19 protein-coding genes and 1 pseudogene are annotated in these 21723 nt (G+C 68.9%); 16 read left to right on the top strand and 4 right to left on the bottom strand.

Translation table 11 applies throughout. The features are described from left to right. Positions 1 to 41: 41 nt before the first annotated feature. From ABZU43_RS21835 to ABZU43_RS21825, 3 genes are read left to right on the top strand one after another with little or no spacing between them, the layout of a single operon-like run. The gene (locus ABZU43_RS21835) at positions 42 to 968 is read left to right on the top strand and encodes an ABC transporter ATP-binding protein (RefSeq protein ID WP_355008314.1); all 927 of its coding nucleotides are present in this window, start codon (positions 42 to 44) and stop codon (positions 966 to 968) included. Further along, positions 946 to 1734 (top strand): ABC transporter permease subunit, encoded by a 789-nt coding sequence (locus ABZU43_RS21830; protein ID WP_355008313.1) that lies wholly within the window; start codon positions 946 to 948, stop codon positions 1732 to 1734. The genes ABZU43_RS21835 and ABZU43_RS21830 overlap by 23 nt, the downstream gene beginning before the upstream one ends. A 60-nt stretch (positions 1735 to 1794) precedes the next feature. Next, entirely contained in the window at positions 1795 to 2844 is a 1050-nt protein-coding gene (locus ABZU43_RS21825; RefSeq protein WP_355008312.1) for a helix-turn-helix domain-containing protein, read from the top strand. A 218-nt stretch (positions 2845 to 3062) separates the two neighbouring features. Here ABZU43_RS21825 and ABZU43_RS21820 read toward each other — a convergent pair whose 3' ends face one another. After that, complete coding sequence (locus ABZU43_RS21820) at positions 3063 to 3314, bottom strand: transposase (RefSeq protein ID WP_355008311.1); 252 nt, start codon at positions 3312 to 3314, stop codon at positions 3063 to 3065. 98 nt (positions 3315 to 3412) lie between these two features. Then, entirely contained in the window at positions 3413 to 4288 is an 876-nt protein-coding gene (locus ABZU43_RS21815; protein ID WP_355008310.1) for a helix-turn-helix transcriptional regulator, read from the bottom strand. Between the two features lie 126 nt (positions 4289 to 4414). Between ABZU43_RS21815 and ABZU43_RS21810 the strand changes: the two genes are divergently transcribed. From ABZU43_RS21810 to ABZU43_RS21755, 12 genes and pseudogenes are all read left to right on the top strand, one after another. After that, positions 4415 to 4822 carry a cupin domain-containing protein gene (locus ABZU43_RS21810; protein WP_355008309.1) on the top strand — a complete coding sequence of 136 codons (408 nt, stop codon included), beginning with the start codon at positions 4415 to 4417 and terminating at the stop codon, positions 4820 to 4822. Further along, complete coding sequence (locus ABZU43_RS21805; RefSeq protein ID WP_355008308.1) at positions 4819 to 5454, top strand: carboxymuconolactone decarboxylase family protein; 636 nt, start codon at positions 4819 to 4821, stop codon at positions 5452 to 5454. Before ABZU43_RS21810 ends, ABZU43_RS21805 begins: the two co-directional genes overlap by 4 nt. A 34-nt stretch (positions 5455 to 5488) precedes the next feature. Then, a complete protein-coding gene (locus ABZU43_RS21800) occupies positions 5489 to 6514 on the top strand; it encodes an alcohol dehydrogenase catalytic domain-containing protein (protein ID WP_355008307.1) in 1026 nt (341 codons plus the stop codon). A 380-nt stretch (positions 6515 to 6894) separates the two neighbouring features. Then, a complete protein-coding gene (locus ABZU43_RS21795) occupies positions 6895 to 7470 on the top strand; it encodes a cyclophilin-like fold protein (protein ID WP_355008306.1) in 576 nt (191 codons plus the stop codon). Between the two features lie 1202 nt (positions 7471 to 8672). Beyond that, positions 8673 to 8876, top strand: a complete 204-nt coding sequence (locus ABZU43_RS21790; RefSeq protein WP_355008305.1) for a hypothetical protein — start codon at positions 8673 to 8675, stop codon at positions 8874 to 8876. A gap of 40 nt (positions 8877 to 8916) precedes the next feature. Then, positions 8917 to 9966 carry an alpha-L-rhamnosidase C-terminal domain-containing protein gene (locus tag ABZU43_RS21785; protein ID WP_355008304.1) on the top strand — a complete coding sequence of 350 codons (1050 nt, stop codon included), beginning with the start codon at positions 8917 to 8919 and terminating at the stop codon, positions 9964 to 9966. Further along, positions 9966 to 11633 (top strand): carboxylesterase family protein, encoded by a 1668-nt coding sequence (locus tag ABZU43_RS21780; protein WP_355008428.1) that lies wholly within the window; start codon positions 9966 to 9968, stop codon positions 11631 to 11633. Before ABZU43_RS21785 ends, ABZU43_RS21780 begins: the two co-directional genes overlap by 1 nt. Before the next feature lie 1121 nt (positions 11634 to 12754). Continuing rightward, the gene (locus tag ABZU43_RS21775) at positions 12755 to 14356 is read left to right on the top strand and encodes an alpha/beta hydrolase (RefSeq protein WP_355008303.1); all 1602 of its coding nucleotides are present in this window, start codon (positions 12755 to 12757) and stop codon (positions 14354 to 14356) included. Between the two features lie 341 nt (positions 14357 to 14697). Beyond that, entirely contained in the window at positions 14698 to 15030 is a 333-nt protein-coding gene (locus ABZU43_RS21770; RefSeq protein WP_355008302.1) for a hypothetical protein, read from the top strand. A 316-nt stretch (positions 15031 to 15346) separates the two neighbouring features. After that, positions 15347 to 16252, top strand: a complete 906-nt coding sequence (gene bla, locus ABZU43_RS21765; RefSeq protein WP_355008301.1) for a class A beta-lactamase — start codon at positions 15347 to 15349, stop codon at positions 16250 to 16252. Between the two features lie 76 nt (positions 16253 to 16328). Beyond that, a pseudogene (locus ABZU43_RS21760) lies at positions 16329 to 18476 on the top strand (transglycosylase domain-containing protein); the annotation flags it as partial. Between the two features lie 271 nt (positions 18477 to 18747). Next, positions 18748 to 19581 carry a CPBP family intramembrane glutamic endopeptidase gene (locus ABZU43_RS21755; RefSeq protein ID WP_355008300.1) on the top strand — a complete coding sequence of 278 codons (834 nt, stop codon included), beginning with the start codon at positions 18748 to 18750 and terminating at the stop codon, positions 19579 to 19581. On the opposite strand, the gene ABZU43_RS21750 is transcribed toward ABZU43_RS21755, so the two are convergent. Next, positions 19578 to 20498, bottom strand: a complete 921-nt coding sequence (locus ABZU43_RS21750) for a serine hydrolase (RefSeq protein ID WP_355008299.1) — start codon at positions 20496 to 20498, stop codon at positions 19578 to 19580. The genes ABZU43_RS21755 and ABZU43_RS21750 overlap by 4 nt on opposite strands. Continuing rightward, the gene (locus ABZU43_RS21745; protein WP_355008298.1) at positions 20498 to 21406 is read right to left on the bottom strand and encodes a LysR family transcriptional regulator; all 909 of its coding nucleotides are present in this window, start codon (positions 21404 to 21406) and stop codon (positions 20498 to 20500) included. The genes ABZU43_RS21750 and ABZU43_RS21745 overlap by 1 nt, the downstream gene beginning before the upstream one ends. A gap of 80 nt (positions 21407 to 21486) precedes the next feature. Between ABZU43_RS21745 and ABZU43_RS21740 the strand changes: the two genes are divergently transcribed. Continuing rightward, the gene (locus ABZU43_RS21740; RefSeq protein WP_355008297.1) at positions 21487 to 21660 is read left to right on the top strand and encodes a hypothetical protein; all 174 of its coding nucleotides are present in this window, start codon (positions 21487 to 21489) and stop codon (positions 21658 to 21660) included. Positions 21661 to 21723: the final 63 nt, after the last annotated feature.

Below are 21723 nucleotides of genomic sequence, written 5' to 3'. Positions count from 1 at the left end.
TGACCTGGATGCCGGGTAGGACGGCCGGTGACGATGTGGGCATGACAAGCGACATCGCCCTACTCACCGAGGATCTGACCAGGTTCTATGGTCAGCGTCGCGGTATCGAAGGGCTCAACCTGGAGGTTCGCGCCGGGGAGGTGGTGGGATTCCTGGGACCGAACGGAGCCGGAAAGACCACCACGATCCGGCTGCTGTTGGACTTCCTTCGCCCCACTCGTGGACACGCGACTGTGCTCGGGCTCGACCCGCGCAGGGACAGGACCGCACTGCACCGTCAGATCGGCTATCTGCCCGGCGAGCTCGTGTTTCCCGGGCGGGACAAGGCGGAAGACCTGCTGCGCTTCTTCGCCGCAGCACGCGGCGGCGTGGCCTGGTCGCAGGTGACCGAGCTCGCGGAGCGGCTCGACCTGGACCTCTCGCGCTCGGTACGGACGATGAGTAAGGGCAACAAGCAGAAGGTCGGGTTGGTGCAGGCGTTCATGCACCGGCCGGCGGTACTGGTCCTGGATGAGCCGACCAGCGGGCTGGATCCACTCATGCAGCAGGAGTTCCTGGCCATGGTCCGCGACGCCAGTGGTGCTGGGCAGACCGTCTTCATGTCCTCTCATGTCCTGGCCGAGGTGCAGCAGGCGGCCGACCGGGTCGCCATCGTCCGCGACGGCGAGTTGGCCGCGGTCGAGCGGGTTGAGTCACTGGGAAAGCGGGCGGTCCGCGCCGTCGAGATTCATTTCGACGATCCGGTGGACCCGGCAGAGTTCAGTGTCCTGCCCGGAGTGAGCGACGTGGTGGTGTCCGGCCCGGTGCTGAAATGCACTGTCGATGGCCGCATCGACCCGCTGATCAAGGCGGCGGCGCGTCATCAGGTGGTCGACATGTTGTCGGCCGAGCCTGACCTGGAAGAGACGTTCCTGTCGTTCTACTACCACGGGGAAGGAGCTGGCGATGCTTCCCGCGCTGGTGCGTAAGACCTGGCGTGACGACCGCCTGGCACTGATCGGGTGGGCAGGTGGCGTCGCCGCTTTCACCGCCATCTACACCTCGTTCTACAGCCAGTTCCAGGGCGCTGCGGAGCTGAAGCAGGACGCGCTGCCCCAGGGCATGCTGGACTTCCTCGGCATCGCCGACATGCTGTCGCCCGCCGGTTATCTGCAGGCGACCATCTTCAGCCTGGTCGGCCCACTGCTGGTCCTGATGTGCGCCATCACGCTGACTGCCCGCACGATCGCTCGGCCGGAGGAGGACGGCGGCATGGAGCTGATGCTGGCCAATCCGGTCTCGCGAGCCGCTTTCGCCTGGCAACGGGTGGCCGCCGTCGGCAGCGCGCTCACCGGGATCGCGGCCATCCCGGGAATCCTGCTGATGATCATTGTTCCCTGGATCGGCATGGACATCCCCCTGTCCAACGTCGCCGCCGCGTCCGCGGGCCTGGTCGCCCTGGTGTGGAGCTTCGCTGGCGTCGCCTTCCTTGTTGGCGCCGCCACCGGGAAACGGGCTGTCGTCCTCGCGATCACCGGTGGCCTTGCCGTGGCCGCCTACATGGCCAACGCCATCGGCGGCATGCTCGACGGGTGGCACTGGGTGCGCTGGCTGTCGCCGTTCCACTACTTCATCGGCACGGACCCGCTGCACACCGGCTGGCATCCGGTCGAGCTTCTCGCTCTCGTGCTCCTCGGTGCCGCAACCACGACCGCCGGAGTCATCGTGTTCGACCGTCGCGACATCGGTGTGTAAACCTGAGGCTGGTGGCCGCGGGTTCCCTGCGGCCACCAGCACGCCGACAAGGAACAGCCCATGAGCGAGGACAATTGGCTGGCGGCCAACTGCCAGGATCTGCTGTACGTCCCGGCCAGTGCCCGGCGTCGGGCAGCGCTCAACCTGGGTGCCCGCGCAGCGGACGAGGGGCTGACACTGCGCGAGCTTGTTACCGGTCTGCTGGATGCCACCACTGCCCACTGGAGCGCCACCCCGGTCGCGTCGACCGACACCGCCGTCGCCGTGCATTCCCGCGCCGAGACACTGCTGGACACCGCCCGTGTCCTGCTCACCGATGCCGTGGACGGGTACACCCGGCAGAACCGCGCCGAGCTGGATCGCCACGACAACGAACGTGCCGCGTTCGTCAATGACCTGCTCACCGGCCGTGCCGACCCGGGCGCCCTGGCCGAGCGCGCACACCGGTACGGCATCCGTCTGTCGGCCACCCACACCGTCCTCATCGCCCGTGCGGCCGGCCTGACTCCCGGCATCACGCACCGCATCGATGCCGCACTGGCCTCCAGGTTCGGCGAAGGCAACACCCTCACCACCCTCCGCGACGGCGACGTGGTCTGCATCAGCGCCGGCGGCCTACGCGGCATCGCGGCCGAACTCGCCCACCTGCTCCTCGCCGAACTCGGCGCGGGTAACTGGCAGATCGCCGTCGGCCGTACCCAACCGGGGTTGCATGGCCTGGCCACGTCCCTCGACGAGGCCCGCCACACCCTCGACTATGCCGTCAGGCTCGGCTTCACCACGCCCGTCCTCAATGCTGCCGACCTGCTGGTGTTCCCCGTGCTGCTGCGTGACCGCGACGCCATGACCGACCTGGTGACCACGGTCCTCGGGCCACTGACGGCGGCGCGCGGCGGTGCCGAGCCGTTTTTGGAGACCCTGACCGTGCTCTTCGACAACCAGGGCAACCACACCGCGACAGCCCGGCAGATGCACCTATCCGTCCGCGCGATCACCTACCGCCTCGACCGCATCCGCGACCTGACCGGCTACCACCCCGGCGAGCCGACCCAACGCTTCACCCTGCAAACAGCCGTACTCGGCGCTCGACTGCTCGGCTGGCCGCTGTAGCTCAGGGGTGCCAGATCAGGACGGCGTCGTCCTGGTCGGCTGCTCCTCATAGACGTCGGGCACCCCGTCGGCGTCGCTGTCGCGCTCCTCCAGCGCGCAGACTCCCTGGTAATGCCGATTGCGAGCGGGTAGGACGACAGTGGCCAGCAGCGGAGTGGGTGCGCTTCGCTGGGCACGCCTCGTCTACGCCAACACGCGCATCGGGCCGTCCGGTCCGCCTACCAGCACAGCGACCCGTACTCATCGGGTGACGGTCTCGGCCGGCCCGTGGATCGATCACCGGGTCCCTGTGAGCTTTGCTGATCAGGCCGAGGCCGGTTACCAACAACACGGCTTCGCAGCCACTTGAACAGCGTCATTGGGTGGACTCCGAAGTCCTTCGCGATCTGCTCGACGGTCACGCCAGGGTCCCGGTCACGGGCCACCCGCACGACGTCATCGCGGAACTCACGGGGGTAGGGCTTGGGCACAGCAACATCCTTCCAGCCCGCCACCAAGGCAAGCCATCTCAGATGTCACCTATCGGTGCAGCAGACCCGATCCGGTGGACGACGAGTTGGTGACACCGTCACTGACTTGCTGGAGCCGCGGTGGACGGCTTGGTCGCGGCCCAGCTGGCGAGCATGCGGAGCGCGTCGCCGGCGGGGGTGCCTGCGGTCGCGCTGTAGGCGGTGAGGGTGAGGCCGGGGTCGGCCGGTAGTGGCATCGCCTCGAAGGCCAGCTCGAGCCGGCCGACCACCGGATGCTGGAAGCGTTTGACTCCGGTGTGGTGCAGGCGCACGTCGTGCGCGGCCCAGCGGGTGCGAAAGTCGTCGCTGCGGGTGGCGAGCTCGCCGATCAGGTCGCTCAGCGTCTTGTCGTACGGGTCGCGCCCGGCTTCGGTGCGCAGCAGCGCGACGGTGGTGTTGGCGGCTTCATCCCAATTGGGGTAAAGCTCGTCGGCGGCCGGGTGGAGGAAGCAGAATCGAGCCAGGTTGACCGGTCGCGTGGTGGCCTCGAAGGCGGGGGAGTAGAGCGCCTCACCGAGCCGGTTGGCGGCCAGAATGTCGAGGCGTCCGTTGCGTACGAATGCGGGGGCCTCGGTCATCGCGTCCAGCAGGCTCTGCACGCCGGGCCGAACCTGCTGCTGCTTGGTCGGCCGGCGCCTGACGCGCGGGCTGCTGTTGGCGGCGCGGGCGAGGTCGTACAGGTGGGAGCGTTCTGCCTCGTCGAGGTGCAGGGCGCGGGCAATGGCGTCCAGCACGCTGTCGGAGACACCGGAGAGGTTGCCGCGCTCGATGCGGGTGTAGTAGTCGGGGCTGACCCCGGCGATCATCGCGACCTCGGCGCGGCGCAGCCCGGCGACGCGACGGGTGCCGCCGAAAGAGGGCAGCCCGGCCTGTTCGGGGGTGATCCTGGCGCGCCGGGAGGCCAGGAACTCACGAACGTCGTCCTGGGTGTCCATGACAACCACGCTACGGCCACGCCTTCGTCGCATGGGGGTTCTGTCGTTACCTGTTACGGCAAACCCTCCCATCGGTGTCAACTGGGGCGTTCTCTATGAGTGAACCCATCGCCAGAGGAGGACAGCATGGAACTGCAGCCCGTCCGGCCCACCGTGAAGACGCCCGCCGAAGCATTCACCGGCGACGTCTACCTGACGCCGATCTACAACGGCACCGGGCCGTCGAGGATGACAGCCGCACTTGTGAGGTTCACTCCCGGCGCCCGATCGAACTGGCACTCGCATGCCGTCGGCCAGACCCTGCACGTCACCGAGGGTGTCGGCCTGGTCGCCACCCGCGACGGATCTGTCGTCCGCATCCACGCGGGCGAAACCGTGATCTGCCCGCCCGACGAGGAGCACTGGCATGGTGCCGCCGCCGACACGTTCATGAGCCATCTGGCCCTGCTCGAGGCCAAGCCGGACGGCGGGGACCCCACCACGTGGCTCGAGCCGGTCGCTCAGGACCTGTACGAGAAGGCGAACCAGCAGTGAGCGATCTCACTCCACGGCAGCAGGCGATGACGGCCATCGGAGCCTTCACTGCCGCGGGCCAGCTCCCGCAGCTGCGCGACGCCCTTGCCGACGGGTTGGACGCCGGTCTGACGATCAACGGGATCAACGAGATCTTGATCCAGATGTACGCCTACGCGGGCTTCCCGCGCAGCCTCAACGGCCTCGGCACATTCATGGACCTGCTCGAACAGCGCCGCGCGGAGGGGATCACTGACGAGGTCGGCGCGGAGCCGACACCATTGCCCACCAGTAAGAACAGCGTCGAGCTCGGCGCGCAGAACCAGACCCAGCTCGCCGGCGCACCGGTAACCGGGCCGCTGTTCGACTTCGCCCCGGCCATCGACCAGTTCCTCAAGGGACACCTGTTCGGTGACATCTTCGGCCGCGACAACCTGGACTGGCAGAGCCGCGAGATCGCCACTGTCGCGGCCCTGGCCAACCTCGACGGGGTCGAGGGTCAGCTGCGGTCCCACTTCGGCATCGCCCTCAACACCGGCCTGACCGAGCAGAACCTGCGGGGTCTGATCACGGTCCTGCGCGAGCGGGTCGGCGAGCCCCAGGCCGACCGTGCCGGCGCGGTCCTCGACAAACTGCTCGCGAACCAGCACTGATCCACCGCCCAACGCAGCCCTAAGGACTACCACTATGCGTGCCACCCTCATGTACGGCGCGGGCGACGTCCGCGTCGAGACGATCGCCGACCCGACCATCCAGGAACCGACCGACGCGGTTGTGCGTGTCGTACGTGCCTGTGTCTGCGGCAGTGACCTGCACCCATACCACTCCATGCCCGCCTCGGAGCAGGGGGTACAGATGGGTCACGAGTTCCTCGGCACGGTCGAGCAGATCGGCTCCGACGTGGCGGGCGTCAAGGTCGGCGACCTGGTCGTGGCGTCGTTCTCGTACCAGGACAACACCTGCGAGTTCTGCCGTGTGGGTCTGCAGACCGCTTGCGCACACACCGAATTCGGCTTCTTCAGCGCCGCGCAGGCCGAGCTGATCCGCGTGCCCCTCGCAGACGGCACGCTGGTCAAGCTGCCCGTCGGCATCGACTCCGAGCTGCTGCCCTCGCTGCTGACCCTGGCTGACGTGTACGGCACCGGCTACCACGCCGCCAGACGCGCCAACGTCACCGCCGGTGACACCGTAGCCGTCATCGGCGACGGCGCGGTCGGCCTGCTCGCGGTGCTGTCGGCCAAGCAGCTCGGCGCTGAGCAGATCATCCTGATGGGCCGCCATGAGGTCCGCACGGACCTGGGTCGCGAGTACGGCGCCACCGACGTCGTCGCCGAGCGCGGCGACGAAGGCATCGCCAGGGTCCGCGACCTCACCAACGGCGGTGCGCTCAAGGTCGTGGAAGCCGTCGGCCTCCGGCCCGCCTACGACCAAGCCGTCGGCATCGTCCGCGCGGGCGGCGTCATCAGCCGCGTCGGGGTGCCGCAGTACGAGGAAGCACCGATCGGTTTCGCCAGCCTGTTCGGCCGCAACATCACCCTCAACGGCGGCCCGGCTCCCGTGCGTGCATACATCGCGGACCTGCTGCCCGGCATCCTCGACGGCAGCGTCAATCCGGGCAAGGTCTTCGACCGTACGGTGGCGCTCGACGAGGTCCCCGCGGCCTACCGCGCCATGGACGACCGCGAGGTCCTCAAGGCCCTCATCGCCTTCTAGACCTTGCAACACCTGCATCACTGGGTGCCCTGAATCTCGCGCTTCGGCATCCTCTGAGGCGCGGAAGTCGCGACCAGCGCTCGCTCCCGTACTCACATCGCAACCTGGTCCGAGGCGCGCGTCCGGGTCCACGGCCACAGCAGCGTCGTCTCCGGTCCGCCGCGCCTGACGTCCTGCCAGCGGGTCCCGCCGTCTGATGGTGGGTGTACCCCTGTCTGCCGTAGGCGGGCCGGATGCAGGGCCACAGGGGCCGTTGCCCGGTCACCGATCGACCGGCCGGAGCAACGCCGGATGTGATTGAGGCGGTCCAAGAATGGGGGCGGTGCGGGCCATGACCGACCCCCTCATTCTGGCAATCTCACCCGACCCATGGAGGCGACATGCCAGTTCCACGCACGAGCGTCCTTGCAGCAGCACTGCTGGCGGTCGTCGGTCTGGCTGTTGCCGGCTGCGGCGGCAACGCTCGACCCGGCGACACCGGTGCCGAACAACCACTCAGATCGACCTCACCCAGCAACGCACCGGACTCATCGATCACAGGGCAGGCTGCGCCACAGCCGAGCGGCACTGACACCTCATCCGACCAGGACGTGCGAATGAAGATCCAGATCACCGTCGGCAATCGGCGCTTTCAGGCCACGATCCTCGACAGTGCCGCCGGCCGTGACCTCATCGCCCAGCTGCCACTGACCATCGACATGACCGATCACGGCTCGGTGGAGAAGACCGGCCGGTTGCCCTCACCGCTGTCCCTGGACGGCCAACCAGACGGTGCGGACCCCGACGTCGCAGATGTCGGGTACTACGCCCCCGGTAACGATCTCGTCTTCTACTACGGCGATCAGTCGTACTACCCCGGCATCGTCATCATCGGTCGTCTGGACGGTGATGCCGCCGCCCGCATCGCGAATATGAGAGGCGCCATCACCGCCACCATCGAAGCCCACACCGACTGACACCTTCACCCGCTGAGCCAGCCGGCGTTCGTCGTCACGGCGGTGGTGGCGCTGTTGGTGGTGGCTCGTCGTCGGTCCGGTCGATGGACGGCAGCCAGAGCACGACCGCCGCCCCTGAAACGGGTAGTGCAGGATCTCGGGTCGATCGAGGTCCTGCACTACAGCGTCTTCCATCCAGGGTCCGGTCACGGCAGTCCGGTAGGTGCTACCCGGGATGCGGCCCCTCGACTGGCCCAGCCGGCCCCAGGCACCGCACCATCGGTCAGGGACTCGAGATCTCATGCCGCGCACGGCCGGCGTCCCTACCCCCCCCGCAGCGTCGAGATCGAATGCTGCGGCTGGACGAGCTCGCCGGTCGACGTGCGTGAGCTCGGCGACGAGGGCTCGGCCGTCGCGGAGTAGCACGGCCCGTACCCGCGGGTTGCGTACCTTTTCGGCGCTTGCGAGGAAGGTGTTGAGGTGCCTGACCGCCTGTTCCGGGTCGCCGGCCCTGGCAGCGGAGTCCGCCGCTCGTACGCTGCGGTCCAGCTCGCGGGCCTGCGTCGCGGGAATGGCCCACTCCCTCCGGTACCGGTCGATGAGGGCGCGCAGATCGGTGAAGGACGTGGCAGTGGTGAAGGTGACGGCGTGCACGGTGGTGTTGCCGGCTCTGTCCTCGGCGGTGACCGTCAGCGTGTGACTGCCCAGTGGCAGCTGGGCGAAGTCGACAACGCTGCCACGCCGGAGCGCCTTCCCGTCGAGCACCGCGGCAATCGAGCGATGTTGCACCCCGGAGGTGGCGTCGGTGACGGTCCACGTCGGTCTCCGGGGAGTGGTGGAGTCGCCGTACGTGGCACCGTCGGTTACCCCGGTCACGGCGACGCTGGGCGCGGTGCGGTCGAGTTTGAGCCGGAGGTGCCCGATGGGCGTGGTGTTTCCGGCCCTGTCGATGGCCCGGTAGCTGATCCGGCCGTCGACGTCAGTGCTGATCGGGGTGGTGGCCGTGACCCAGGTAGCGCCGCCGTCGGTGGAGTACTGCCCGGTCCAGAGGCCGCTGGTCGCACCGTTGACCGCGAGCGTGACGTCCCCCACGTGCCAGCCATTGGCGCCGTTGGGTGTCGCGGGGTTGACGGTGGCGGTGACGACCGGAGTGGTCTGGAACTGCAACGCGCGGACGAACAGCTCCGGTGATGTCTCGCCGGCCCAGTCAGCGACGAAGTAGCGTGTTCACCGACTGCCCCGGTCGCGAGAAACTGTCCTACCCGGCGGACTACACCATGCCGATGGGCGCGATCCACCGCGACTTCCAGCTCAACGCCTACATGCGCACGACCATGCGGCACCTCGTGGAGGGTCAGTCCTTGGCCGACACTCCGATGGCGGGCAACGTCGCGTTGAAGACCCCGGTCTACGACTCGGGGTTATAGCGGCCGCTTCGGCGACGAGATCAACTGGGGCAACGCGATCGTGCTCGTCCCGTCGATCCTGCACCAGCTCTACGGCGACGCCGCCACCATGAGCGCGTCCTACGACCGGCTCGTGCTCTTCGTCGACTACATCCAGCGGCAGAAGGTGGTGGACGGGTACTTCGTCGACGCGGCCCTGGCCGACTGGGTCGGCGCTGAGACAACCTCCGGCCGCATCACCGGCACCTGGGGCTACTACCTGACGATCCAGTCGATGGCCCAGATCGCCACGCTGACCGGCCACGCCGCCGATGCCACCCGCTACGCGGCGCTCGCCGACGAGATCAAGGCGGCGTTCAACCGGGCATTCTTCAACGAGTCGCTCGGTCGCTACACCGCCGCCGGCAACGCCGGCACCGAAGGCGCCACTCAGGCTGCGCAGGCCCTGGCTCTCGATGCGGGTTTGGTGCCGACCGGCAGCCGGGGCAAGGTCCTCGACGCGCTGGTCGAGCTGATCTACGCCTTCCACCCGAACGGTACCGGTCCGCACTTCAGTGGCGGCACCATCGGCATGGGTCCGATCGTGCGGGCGCTGATGAACGGTGACCGTGACGACGTGCTGTGGGAGGCGCTGCAACAGGACGACCAGCCCAGCTACGGCTACTTCATGCAGTCGACCCCGGCCAACCCGGGCGGCATGACCACCATGGGTGAGCGCTGGAACCGCGGCGACTCCAAAAACCACATGATCCTGGCCCAGATCGAGGAGTGGTTCCACGCCGGCATCGCCGGCATTCAGGCAGCCCCGGGTTCGACGGCGTACGACCGGCTGGTTTTCAAGCCGAAACCCGTGGGCGACCTGACGAAGGCGAGCGGCTCCTACCAGACCCCGGCCGGATGGGCCCGATCGGCGTGGACCAAGACGGACGGTCGCTTCTCGCTGTCGGTCACCGTTCCCGCCAACACCCAAGCCGAGGTATGGATGCCAGCGGCGGACAAGCGTCTCGTCGCGGCATCGAACCGTGCGCTGTTCCAGCGGTCCGAAGGTACGTACGTCGTCTATACCGTCCCGTCCGGGTCGCACTCCTTCACGGTGCGCACTGGTTCCTGATGCCATGCGCCGCCCGGGGCTCTGACGCTCCGGGCGGCGCCGAACCGGGAGGTCTGATGAGTTCGAGAATCACCCGCAGAACGATGCTCGGCGGTTCGCTGTCCGCGGTCGCCGCGATGAGTCTGCCGTCGCCGGTACACGCTCGCGGACACGGGAGAGGCGACGTGGCGGCAACCCGCTACGGCAAGGTGCGTGGGAAACGCGAGGACGGCATCATCAAGTTCCTCGGCGTGCCCTATGCCCAGCCGCCGCTCGGCACGCTGAGGTTCAAGTCCCCGAAGCCGCCCGTACGATGGTCCGGCGTTCGCGACGCCGTCAGCTTCCCCAACCCGGCGTTCCAGGTCGTGGGCGGTGAGATGGGTCCGACCGGAAACGGCCGCATGCCCGCACCGTCCGAGAACTGCCTGTACCTGAACATTTGGACCCCCGCCGCCGACCGCAGGCGGCGGCCGGTGATGTTCTACAACCACGGCGGCGGCTGCATGATCGGTTCGGGCTCGGCCACGGGCCAGGACGGCACCCGTCTCGCGCAGCTCTACGACGTGGTGGTGGTCGAGTCCAACCACCGGCTGGGCCTGCTGGGCTATCTGTTCCTGGGCGATCTCGCCGACGGCGACTACGCCGCGAACCAGGGGATGCTCGACATCGTCGCGGCGCTGCGCTGGACCAGCGAGAACATCGGCAACTTCGGCGGCGACCCGGACAACATCATGGTCTGGGGTGAGAGCGGCGGCGGTGCCAAGACCGCCGCCGTCTACACCATGCCCATGGCAGCCCGGCTGTTCCACAAGGCCTCGGTCGAAAGCGCCGCCCCGCTGCGCTTCCCCACCCGCGACGGCGCCACCGCACGTGCCGAGCGGACGCTTCACCTGCTGGGGCTGACCAAGAACGATATCCCGAAGCTCTCCGACATCCCGGCCGCGCGCCTGCTCGAAATTCAGGTGTCCGAGGCCGCGAACGGCGTCGCACCCTGGGGTGACCCCGACCCGCTACCCGGCTTCGGCGCCTTCGTCGACGGAGGTGTCATCCCGCGGCACCCCTTCGACGACGGCGCCCCGCCGTGGTCGGGCGGTAAGCCGCTGATGGTTGGCACCTGCCGCGACGAGACGGTGTTCTTCAGCTTCTTCGGGCCGCCCGACGTCTTCCGCATCGACGAGGCCGGCCTGCGTAGCCGGCTCAGCGGCACCTACCAGGGCGCCGAACTCGACCGGATCATCGCGACGTTCCGCCGGTCGCGACCGGAAGCGACACCGGCCCAGCTCTACTTCGCGATCACCACCTCACCGATCTGGCGCGACGCGATCAAGATCGCGGAGGCCAAGGCGGCGCAGCACGCCGCACCGGTGTTCATGTACCAGCTCGCGTACCAGGATCCGACCGTGGTGCCGGGCACCGGCTTCCCGCTCGGCTCGCCGCACGCCTCGGACATCCCGATGAAGTTCGCCAACGTCGGCGTGGACCAGTTACCGGGCAAGCGGGCGACCGCCCGGCACATGAGCGCTCTGTGGGCCGGCTTCGCCCACTACGGCCACCCCACCGCAAGGGGCGTGCCCAAATGGCCCGCCTACACGCCGAAGGACCGGGCCACCATGTGGATCGACCCTGACTGCAGGATCGCCTACGACCCTGACAAAGAGGAACGGCTCTTCTGGCAGCGCCGGGACTGAACAGCGCGGTACCGACCGATGAGTGCTCCTTGGCGGGACATCACGCGAGGGAGCACCGATTTCGACGAGTTGTTCGCGGTCAACGTCAAGGCGCCGTTCTTCGTGGTGCAGCGGCGTCGTGATCACAACCGGCTCGGGTTCAATCTGCGTGGGCGTGGACGAGCCACACACCATGGTCATCTACTGCTACCTGGAATGACTACGCGTAGGCTCGCCGCCCTTCCCGGCCGGCGCCCCACCGGTCTGGCGGAACGACCGGCGTGCAGCGCAGAACCCCGTTCAGGCAGCGCTCACGTCGCCGCCAAGCCACCGCCGCGCCTGCTTCATCCGTGTCGCCGGCTCGTTGTGGGTGGCGGGCTCCTGCCGGATAAGCAGTGTCGTCGTGCCTTCAGGCGCTGGATCGGAGTGTGCTAACCAGACCGGGGACGCGGGTGACCCAGCGGGCCGCACCGCACCGCCCGGGTCTGCCCGGCCCGCCGTCCCCCCAGATTGGCGGAAACCGCAGAGACTGCCGAGCCCAGCCGCTGACTCGGGATTACCCGCCGGCGCGTTGACGTGCGGTCATACCCGCCGCCCGACCGACCGCTGAATACGGGCCATTCAGGGGTGAAACGGATAATTCCGAACCTTCTGGTCGAAGCAGCGCTCGCCGGTGCGTCGACTCAGTGAATCGCAGTCTCAAGGTAGCCGACCATTGTCCGTGAAGTCCGACACCGCGAACAGTGACGCCACGTCACGCAGCGGCGTGACATAGCGCCACTGCCGAGCGGCTGCGGCGACTGGTGCCATGGAGGTATGAAGGCTTCGCAGCATCGAGCCGCCACGCGACGACCGCGAACAAGGCACAAGCCCTGGATGCGATCCGGGCCGCGCCCAGGGAGGCGAAGGCCGGCTTCATCGGAACGTCGTCCGGGGTCGGCGCTGGGCGTCGCGCACGCGTCGATGTTTCCGCCAGCACCGCTGGCTCGTGATCGACAGCTGTTCCGGGAGGAGTTCGGCGGGCGATCCCGGAGGGTGAGCCTCGACGGCAGCGGGAACGCAGAGCCATCGCCGGTCGCGACCACCAGGTGCGATCAAGACAAGTCTCGACTGGAAAGCAGCGCGATGAAGGAGTCCACAGCATGAGCAGTACGCCCCTGCCCGGTACCGGCCGCCCGATTTTGCGGAGGCTTGGTCTCGCGCTTGTCGCACTGGTGGTCTGCGGGGTATCGGTCGTGGCGTGTACGCCCGGCGGTGATCCCGATCCGGGCGAGAGCGCGTCCAACGCCGCGCTGCAGCGGTTTTACACCCAGAAGCTGGCGTGGCAGGGTTGCGCTGACTTCGCCACCAGCGAGCGCGAAAAGGAGATCTTCGGAAAGGCTCCGGCGCAGGCGCAGTGCGCGTGGCTGAGCGTGCCGCTGAACTACGACGACCCTCAGGGCAGCGCCACCACCGTAGCGGTCCTGCGCTTTTCCGCGCGGGGTGAGTCGCAGGGCTCGCTCCTGTTCAACCCCGGCGGTCCCGGCGGCTCCGGCATCCTCGGAGCCCTGGGCGTCGGCGGAGTTGGGATGACGAAGAGCCGCATCACGGAACGTTTTGACGTGGTCGGCTTCGACCCGCGCGGTGTCGGCGCGACGAAGCCCGCTGCCGACTGCTACACCGAGGGCGGCACGAGCCGGGGCGACGAGGTGTTTCCGCTGCTGACCATGACCGCCTCGCTGACGGAGGCGGACACCCGCGCGGTGCTCGAGCGCTGCGCCCAGGGTTCCGGTGGCAAGGAGGCGCTCACCCAGATGGGTACGCGCACGACCGCTCGGGACATGGACGTGCTGCGGGCGGCGCTCGGCGAGGAGAAGCTGACGTACTTCGGCCAGAGTTACGGCACCCGGCTGGGTGCGGTGTACGCGGAGCAGTTCCCGCAGCGGGTACGGGCAATGGTCCTCGACGGCGCATTCGACCCGAACCTGGGCACGATCGAGCGCCGGCTCTCCGCATACGGGGGCTTCCAGGGCGCCTTCGACGCAATGGCCGCCACGTGCGCGAAGACGGCAGACTGCCCGCTGGGGACCGACCCGAAGGCGTGGACCTCGAACTTCCAGAAGATCGTCCAGCCGCTGCGGGACAAGCCGGTGCCCGCGCTCGACCAGAAGCTCGACTTCGACACCGCGCTCGGCGGAGTGATGGCGGGCCTGTACAGCCCGGACAAGTGGCCCACCATCGTCAGCGGCCTCGCAGAGGTACGGCAAGGGAGCGGCGACACTTTGCTCAAGCTTACGTACGATCTCGAAGGCGGCGAGCCCGAATCGGCGGTCAACGGCAACTTCACCGAGGCGGCGTTTGCGATCAACTGTATGGACGAGCAGCGCCTCAGCCCGGCCGACGCCGCTCGGCTGCGCGCGGAGACCTACAAGGTTGCACCCTTCATGAACCCCGGCGGGGACCCCTTTGCGGGCGCCCGGGACGGATGCGAGTTCTGGCCCGCCCCGCCGACGCTCGGCATCCCGTACGCGCAGAACGTCAAGGGCCTGCCGGACACGCTGGTCATCTCGATCACGGGGGATCCCACCACCCCACACCAAGGTGGCATCAAGCTTGCCGAAACCCTCGGAAGCGACCTGCTGACCGTCGAGGGCGAGGGACACACCGTCGTGTCCTCCGGTAAGAACAAGTGCGTCGATACCATCGCCTCGGACTATCTCATTGATCTCAAACTGCCGGAAAAGATGCCCACCTGCTCAATCTGAACCCGGCCCGGAGGAGCTGGTGGTCCTGTCAACCGCCAGCTCCTCCGTGGATGCAGCCGCTATCAGGGCTGAAGCGAGCGCAGCGTCTCAGCAGCCGGAAGGCGGCGACGGTTAGGTCAGCGCGGACGGTGCTGGCCGTCTGCGTCAGCCCTGGTGAACCGCTGTCCCATAACTGGAACGCGCAGAGCGTGCGGATCACCTCCCGCAGCGCGGCGCGCCGGATCCGGGCCGCGCAGGGCTGCCGCACCACGAGAGCAACCCGTTCACCGCCCGCACGATGCGTGACACGCCGGCAGACTTCATCAGCGTGGAGATCGGCATCAACCTCAAACGCCGACGTGATGCGGTTGCGCGCCTTCACCCCGGCCGTGCACGGCTTCCTCGACACCATCCGGGAGGGCCATCCGACCACGCCCTTGCTTGTGGTGTCACCGATCTACTGCCCCATCCACGAGGACACCCCGGCCCCCGGTGCGTTCGACCTCGCCGGATCACAGGTGCGCTTCCAGGCCGCCGGTGACCCGGCGGAACGGGCGAGCGGGAAGCTCACCCTCGGTATCATCCGCGACGAGTTGGCGCGGATCACCGCCCAGCGCGGGCCGGCGATCCGAACCTGCACCACCTCGACGGCCTCGATCTCTACGGCGAGGCTGACTTCGCCGAGCTGCCGCTGACCGACCAGCTCCATCCGGACACCGCCACCCACCGGCGCATCGCCGAACGCTTCGCGCAGCGGGCGTTCAGCGCCGACGGTCCCTTCGCGGAACCCAGCTCCTGACCGGCAGGTGCCCGGGGAACCCTGGCCCCGGACGGCGTCCCGGCACCACCGGCCTGATCTCGATCAGGACCATCCGCGCCGTGCCAACGATGCCACATCAGCATGAACATCGTCAGTTCCGTCTTCGATCGCATGCCAGATCCCTGCCAGGGTCGACTCCTGTCCGACCGGTGCCGCCGGCGCCGGACCGACGGCACCGACAAGGAGCGATGATGATTTTTGCGACACACCGTCTGGTGGCCGCAATGGCGGCGGTGTCCCTGGCGGCCTGCGGCCCCACCGATGCCGCTGAACAGCGGACGCGGGACCGTGCGGTAACGGTCACCGCGTCCACCGCCACCGACCGGGACCATGAGTTCCGGCGACTGGAGGAGGACTTCGACGCGCGGCTGGGGGTCTACGCGATCGACACCGGCACCGGCCGGACGGTGGGATACCGGGCCGACGAGCGGTTCGCGTACACGTCGACGTTCAAGGCGTTGGCCGCCGCCGAGGTCCTCGACGAGACCACCGACGCCGAGTTGGACCGGCTGGTCCGGTACTCGGCGGACGACCTGGTGACCTATTCGCCGATCACGGAGCAGCACGTCGCCGAGGGCATGACGCTGCGCGCGATCGCCGATGCGGCCGTGCGGTACAGCGACAACACCGCCGGCAATCTGATGTTGCGCCAGCTCGGCGGACCGCAGAAGTTCGAGAAGGAACTGCGCGAGGTGGGGGACAAGGTCACCGATCCGGCGCGCTACGAGACCGAGCTCAACGAGGCGAGGCCGGGTGACCGGCGGGACACCAGCACCGCGGCGGCCCTGGCTCAGGACCTGCGGGCGTACGCCGTGGGGGAAGCCCTCGAACCGGCGGACCGCGACGTGCTGAACGGATGGTTGAAGGGCAACACCACCGGCGGCGAGCTGATTCGCGCCGGTGTGCCCGACGGCTGGGTCGTGGGGGACAAGACCGGTGCCGGCGGCTACGGCACCCGCAACGACATCGCGGTGATCTGGCCCCCGGACCGCGCGCCGATCGTCCTCGCGGTGCTGTCCAGCCGCGACGAGAAGGACGCCGACTACGACGACGCCCTGATCGCCCAGGCGGCCGAGGTCGCCATCACCGCATTGTGACGGCCTGTCGGCCCGCCGCGGAAGCATGCTGACGCCCGCTTGCCTGCTGCACCCGTGTGAATCGAGGTTGCCCCCAATGCCCATGTCTAGGCGCAAAATCCTGAACAACACCCGGTCGCTGATCGTCTGTGGCCTGCTGGTCGGCGTGGTGGTCGCGGCGGCTGCCTTCCCTCCGTTGGCGCTGTCCGGCATGGGGGCGAAGGCCGGCGCGAGGGCTTTCGGTGCGTTGCCGAGCGAGTTGACTGCGGCCCGAACGCCGCAGCTGAGCTACCTCCTCGCGGCCGACGGCAAGACCCCGCTGGCCACCATGTACGACGAGAATCGGCGCGACGTGAAACTGGGCGACGTGGCGCCGGTGACGCGCGCGGCGATCATCGCCGCCGAGGACCACGACTTCTATCGGCACAACGGGGTCGACCTCGCCGGTGTCGCCCGCGCGTTCGTCAACAACTCCTCCGGCGCCCGGGACCGGCAGGGCGCCTCGACTCTCACCATGCAGTACGTGCGGCTCGCCCTCGCGTATTCGGCGGACCACCCGGCCGACGTGGTCGCGGCGACGGAGGACACCACCGCCCGCAAGCTACGCGAGGTGCGGTACGCGCTCCAGGTCGAGAAGGAGTTCTCCAAGGACTTGATCCTGGAGCGCTACCTGAACATCGCCTCCTTCGGCAACGGTGCGTACGGCGTCTTCGCCGCCAGCCAGGTCTACTTCGGCAAGCCGCCGAGCAGGCTCAGCATTGCGGAATCGGCGCTGCTGGCCGGAATGGTGAAGGCACCCACCACCAATGACCCGACCACCCGCGGCGGCCGTCCGCTGGCACTGGAGCGGCGCAACTACGTGCTCGACAACATGGTCACGACCGGCGCCGTCACGCAGCCTGAGGCCGACGCCGCGAAGGCGCAGCCGATGGTGGTCAGGGACCAGCGCTCTCCGAACGGTTGCGTCGCCACGAACGAGAAGCGCTGGGGCTTCTTCTGCGACTACTTCTACCGCTGGTGGATGTCCCAGGACGAGTTCGGCGCCACCGCGTACGACCGGGAGCGGCGGCTCAAGGGCGGCGGCTACCGGGTGGTCACCACCCTCGACGTCCAGGCGCAGCGCGGCGCCGACCGGGCCGTACGCAAGGCCAAGAGTGAGACCGCCAGGGAAGCCGCTATGGTCGCCGTGGTCGAACCCGGCACCGGCCGCGTCCGCGCCCTCGCGGTGAACCGCGCCTTCCGGATCGACGACCCGCAAAATCCGGTCAACAAACCCCACAGCGACCCGGGACAGCGATCGAAGAACCGGTTGGGAAACTACCCCAACACGGTGAACCCGTTACTGACCGGTGGTGACGGCATCACCGGCTACCAGGCCGGCTCGACTTTCAAGATCTTCACCGTCGTCGCCGCCCTGGAGAGGGGTATACCCCTCAGCCACACCGTCGACGCGCCGCAGCGGTTCCGCTCGGAGTACGTCATCGACCCCGCCAGTCCCACCGCGTGTCCCGGGACCTCCCGCTACTGCCCCAGGAACGCCGACCACAAGGCCGGTGGCGTGCTGAACATGTGGAGCGCGTTCGCCCGGTCGACAAACACCTACTTCGTCCCGCTGCAGCAGCAGGTCGGCGCGGAGAACGTGGTCGACGTGGCCAAGCGGCTCGGCATCCAGTTCCGGGTCGACCGGGAGGAGCGGTGGGCCGACGACCGGACGGCCGCCCATGACTGGGGCGCGTTCACCCTTGGCGTCTCCGCCACGACCCCGCTGGAGCTGGCCAACGCGTACGCGACGCTTGCCGCCGACGGCACCTGGTGTGCGCCGACTCCGGTGCAGGAGATCCGCGGCCCAGACGGCAGGAGCCTGGACATCGCCGAGCCGCGCTGCGAGAAGCGGGTCGGCACCGACGTGGCCCGCGCTGCCGTCGACGTCGCCCGCTGCCCGGTCGGTGACAACTCCGCGACCAGCAGGTGCGGCGGCAGCCGCACGGCCGCGCAGGTGAAGACCACGGTGAACGCTCCGGTCGCCGGCAAGACCGGCACCACCGACCTGGAGAACTACGCCTCCATGGTGGCGATGACGAAGCAGTACGCGGTGGCCGGGATCCTGACTGACCCGGACTGGCCGCAGACCACCGTGAACATGCGGCACCAGCAGCGCGACGGCATCAATCCGCCGGTCTACGAGAGCCTGGCGGCGGCGATGCACGGCAGACCGCGCATCGACTTCCCACCCGCACCGGCGGACCTCGCCCGCTGAGGCGGTCGGAACGCCTATGTCGAAATGTCACGGTGAGGTGGTGACACGGTGGCACTGCACGCCGGACGCGGTCCGCGCTGGAATGGGATGTCCGGCATCTTCGAAAGGAATCTCCCCGATGAGCGCGCCACGATCCGACGGACCCTGGGTAGGGGTGGAACGCCCAGGCCCCTCTGACGCGAGAGGCTCGGGTGTCCTGACGTCGGAGCAATTCGGGCCGGCCGTCGACAGTTCCCGGCCCTTCGGCGCCCACCTGCGCATGAGCTGGTGGAAGCCGCTCGTGGTCATCCTGGTGCCGCCGCTGGTGATGCTGCTTCTCCAGGTGGTGCTCTACCAGGTCGTGGGCGTCATCGAGGGCAGCGACGACCCGATGTCGGCCGACTTCACGCCGTTGAAGTTGTTGGCCATCAACATCAGCATCGGCGCGGCGGGCGTCTTGGCGATTCTGCTCCTGGTGTGGATCGCCAAGGTGCCGTGGCGGAGCTTGATCAGTTTTCCCCGAGCCTTCGACGCCCGCCGCCTGACGTACTACCTGATCGGAGCGGCGTTGCTTGTGGGTGCCGGGATTGGTGCCGTGGCGCTGGTCGCGCCCGACTCCCCGGGCTGGACCGCCTTCGGTGTCACCGGCACGACGATCGGGGTGCTGGTGGTCACCGTACTGAGTACGCCGCTGCAGTCCGCTGGCGAGGAGTTGATGTTCCGCAGTGCCGTGCTGCCCGCCGCGGCGTCCTGGGTGCGTGCGGTGCGTCCCGCCCTGGTCGTCGGGCTCGTCGTCTCCGGCCTGGGCTTCGCCGTGGTCCACGGGTCGGCCGACCCCTGGTTGTTCGGCTACTACACGTTCATCGGCGTCAGTACCGGCGTGATGGCGATCATCAGTCGCGGCATCGAGGCGCCGGTTGCCTTCCACGTCGCCAACAACGTCCTGTTCGGGATCGTCAACACGGTGATGGCGGACGGCCAGCCCTACGCGATCGACCGGTCGACCGACTCGGGTGACGCGACGCTGCTGATCCTCGGTGCCGTCAACGTCGCCATGGTGGTGCTGGTCTGGCTGCGCGAGCGGCGAGCCCGGACCACCAGCGACGCCCGCTAACTCCACCAGGGCAGGGTGCCCGTCCGCAGGTGGTCGTGCAGGTTCCGGGCGACCTGGGCCATCGTCGCCTCACTGCCGGGCTGTGCAGCGGCGGGCACCCGGGAGGCGGTGAGCGCGGCGATGGCGTACGACTGCCCGTCGGCGTGATCTACCACCCCGACCTCGTGGCGCAGGTGCAGGAGGGTGCCGGTCTTGGACGACCAGCGGGACGCGTCGGAGGTGAAGTCGGGGGCGAGTCGCTGTCGGTGCAGGTTGTCAGCCAGCAGGGCGCGTACCCGTGCGGCGGTGGTCTCGTGGATCGTCGAGGGCCGCCAGAGGGCGTGCAGCAGGTCGACGAAGGCCCGTGCCGACCCGGCGTTGGCGCGGGTGACGTCGAGTTGGGCGACGGGATGGCCCTGCCCGGGGGTAGCCGCGCCGATGGCCAGGGAATGCGCCAGGTGCACGTCGTCGGGGCCGAGGCGTTCCGCCGGCGTCTCGGCGAGGTCGCCGACCCGGTGCCGTACGGCGATGCCATCGATTCGCAGTCGCCGCAGTTCGGCGGTGACCGCGGCCGGCGGGACGAGGTGGAACAGGGCGTCGGCGGCAACTCCGTCGCTGACGGCGGTGCTCAGGTAGAGCAGGTCGTCCACGGAGATCCGCGCGGGATGGCGGAAGCGGCTGAGCCCGGTCGGGCCGGGGGTGGTGATCCGACCGGGTGTGACCTCGACCGGCGTCGCCGGGTCGAGTTCCCCGCGCCCGATCCGCTCCAGGACGGCAACCGCCAGCGGCACCTTGACCAGCGACGCCGACGGGTACAGGGTTTCGGCGTCGAAGCCGATCTCCTGGCCGGTGTCGAGGTCGCGGACGAGGAAAGCGCCGCGCAGTCCTGCCTCGTCCAGCAGGTCACGCGCGTTGCGGACGACAGCGGTGGCGCTCATCAGGCATCTCCTGTCGAGCTGGCACCGGTTGCGCCATCCCCGGTCGCGCCCAGGCATCGCGCGACGTCCGCGTACAGGAGTGTGCGGAGGCGGGCGAGGTCCTCGGGTACGCCGGCGGCGACGTCGTAACCCCGGAGGAGTTGTGGGCCGGCGAGGGGGCACCAGTGCAGGGTGAAGTCCTCGGCCTGCTGGCGGGAGCAGAGCAGCAGGTCGGGCGAGACGAGGGCCGCCGCGGCGGCGTCGACCAGGGATGGCGCGATAGACACCTGGGCCGGTGCCAGGCCGGCCGACTGGCCGGCGCGGGTCAGCGGGTCCCGCAGGTGCGCGACGTCGTCCTCGGGCTGGATCAGGATCCGCCGGCGTGCCTGCGAGCGGGCTCGGCCGCTGCGCAGCGTCTCCAGGAACACCGTCGGCGCCGGGAATGGAGTCCGGGCGGCCAGCCCGAGCGGCACCCGCCAGGGTGCCATCGCCTCTGGAACCGCCACGATCCCGGCACCGACCTCGAGGGTTTGGCAGAGCTGTTCGCGCTCCTGCGGACCGGCCGGCCGCACCTCCAGGTGGATCCGCTGCCGCCGGGCCGCGGCCACCAGGGCGGCGAGGCGGTGCGGCGGGCAGATCTCGGGTACGGCGACCCGCAGCGGCCGCAATCGGGCCCGCTCGGCGTCGTCGGTGATGGCGTCGGCAAGGTCGACCAGGCGTCGCGCCGTCGGCAGCATGTCCCGCCCGAACGGGGTCAGCCGGACCGCGCGGGACGTCCGGTCGAACAGCCGCGACCCGAAGTGCTCCTCCAAAGCGGCGATGCGGCGGCTGGCCACCGACTGGGGGATTCCCGCCGCTGCGGCACCGGAGGTGAAGCTGCCGTGGCCGCTGACGGCGACGAAGGCCCGACACGCGGCAACGATGTCCATCCCGCCAACCTATACCCGTAACGCATGGGTAGAGTCGCAGGGATCAAAGACGGCATCGATCGTCGGCTGCCTCGATCGGGGTGCTGCTTACCGGCGTACGCGGCAAGACGGGCGCGCACAGCGTCGCGGCGAAGCCCGCGATGATGCCCAACTCTTCAAACCGCGACCTGAACCTCGAACTGCACGGCTGGGACGTTCGCGGCCGGCTGGCGGTGATCAGCCAGGAATCTGGTCCACCGGGACCCACCTGCTGACCGACCCACCGGCGGGCGCTGGTGTGCCCGGCCACCCTGCCTGACGGGTTCTGATCTGCCCCT

The sequence above is a fragment of the Micromonospora sp. NPDC005205 genome (assembly GCF_040608275.1).
In the GTDB taxonomy this organism is placed as follows: domain Bacteria; phylum Actinomycetota; class Actinomycetes; order Mycobacteriales; family Micromonosporaceae; genus Micromonospora.
Note: the sequence above shows the minus strand (reverse complement) of the source record. Positions and strands in the feature narration are given on the sequence as shown.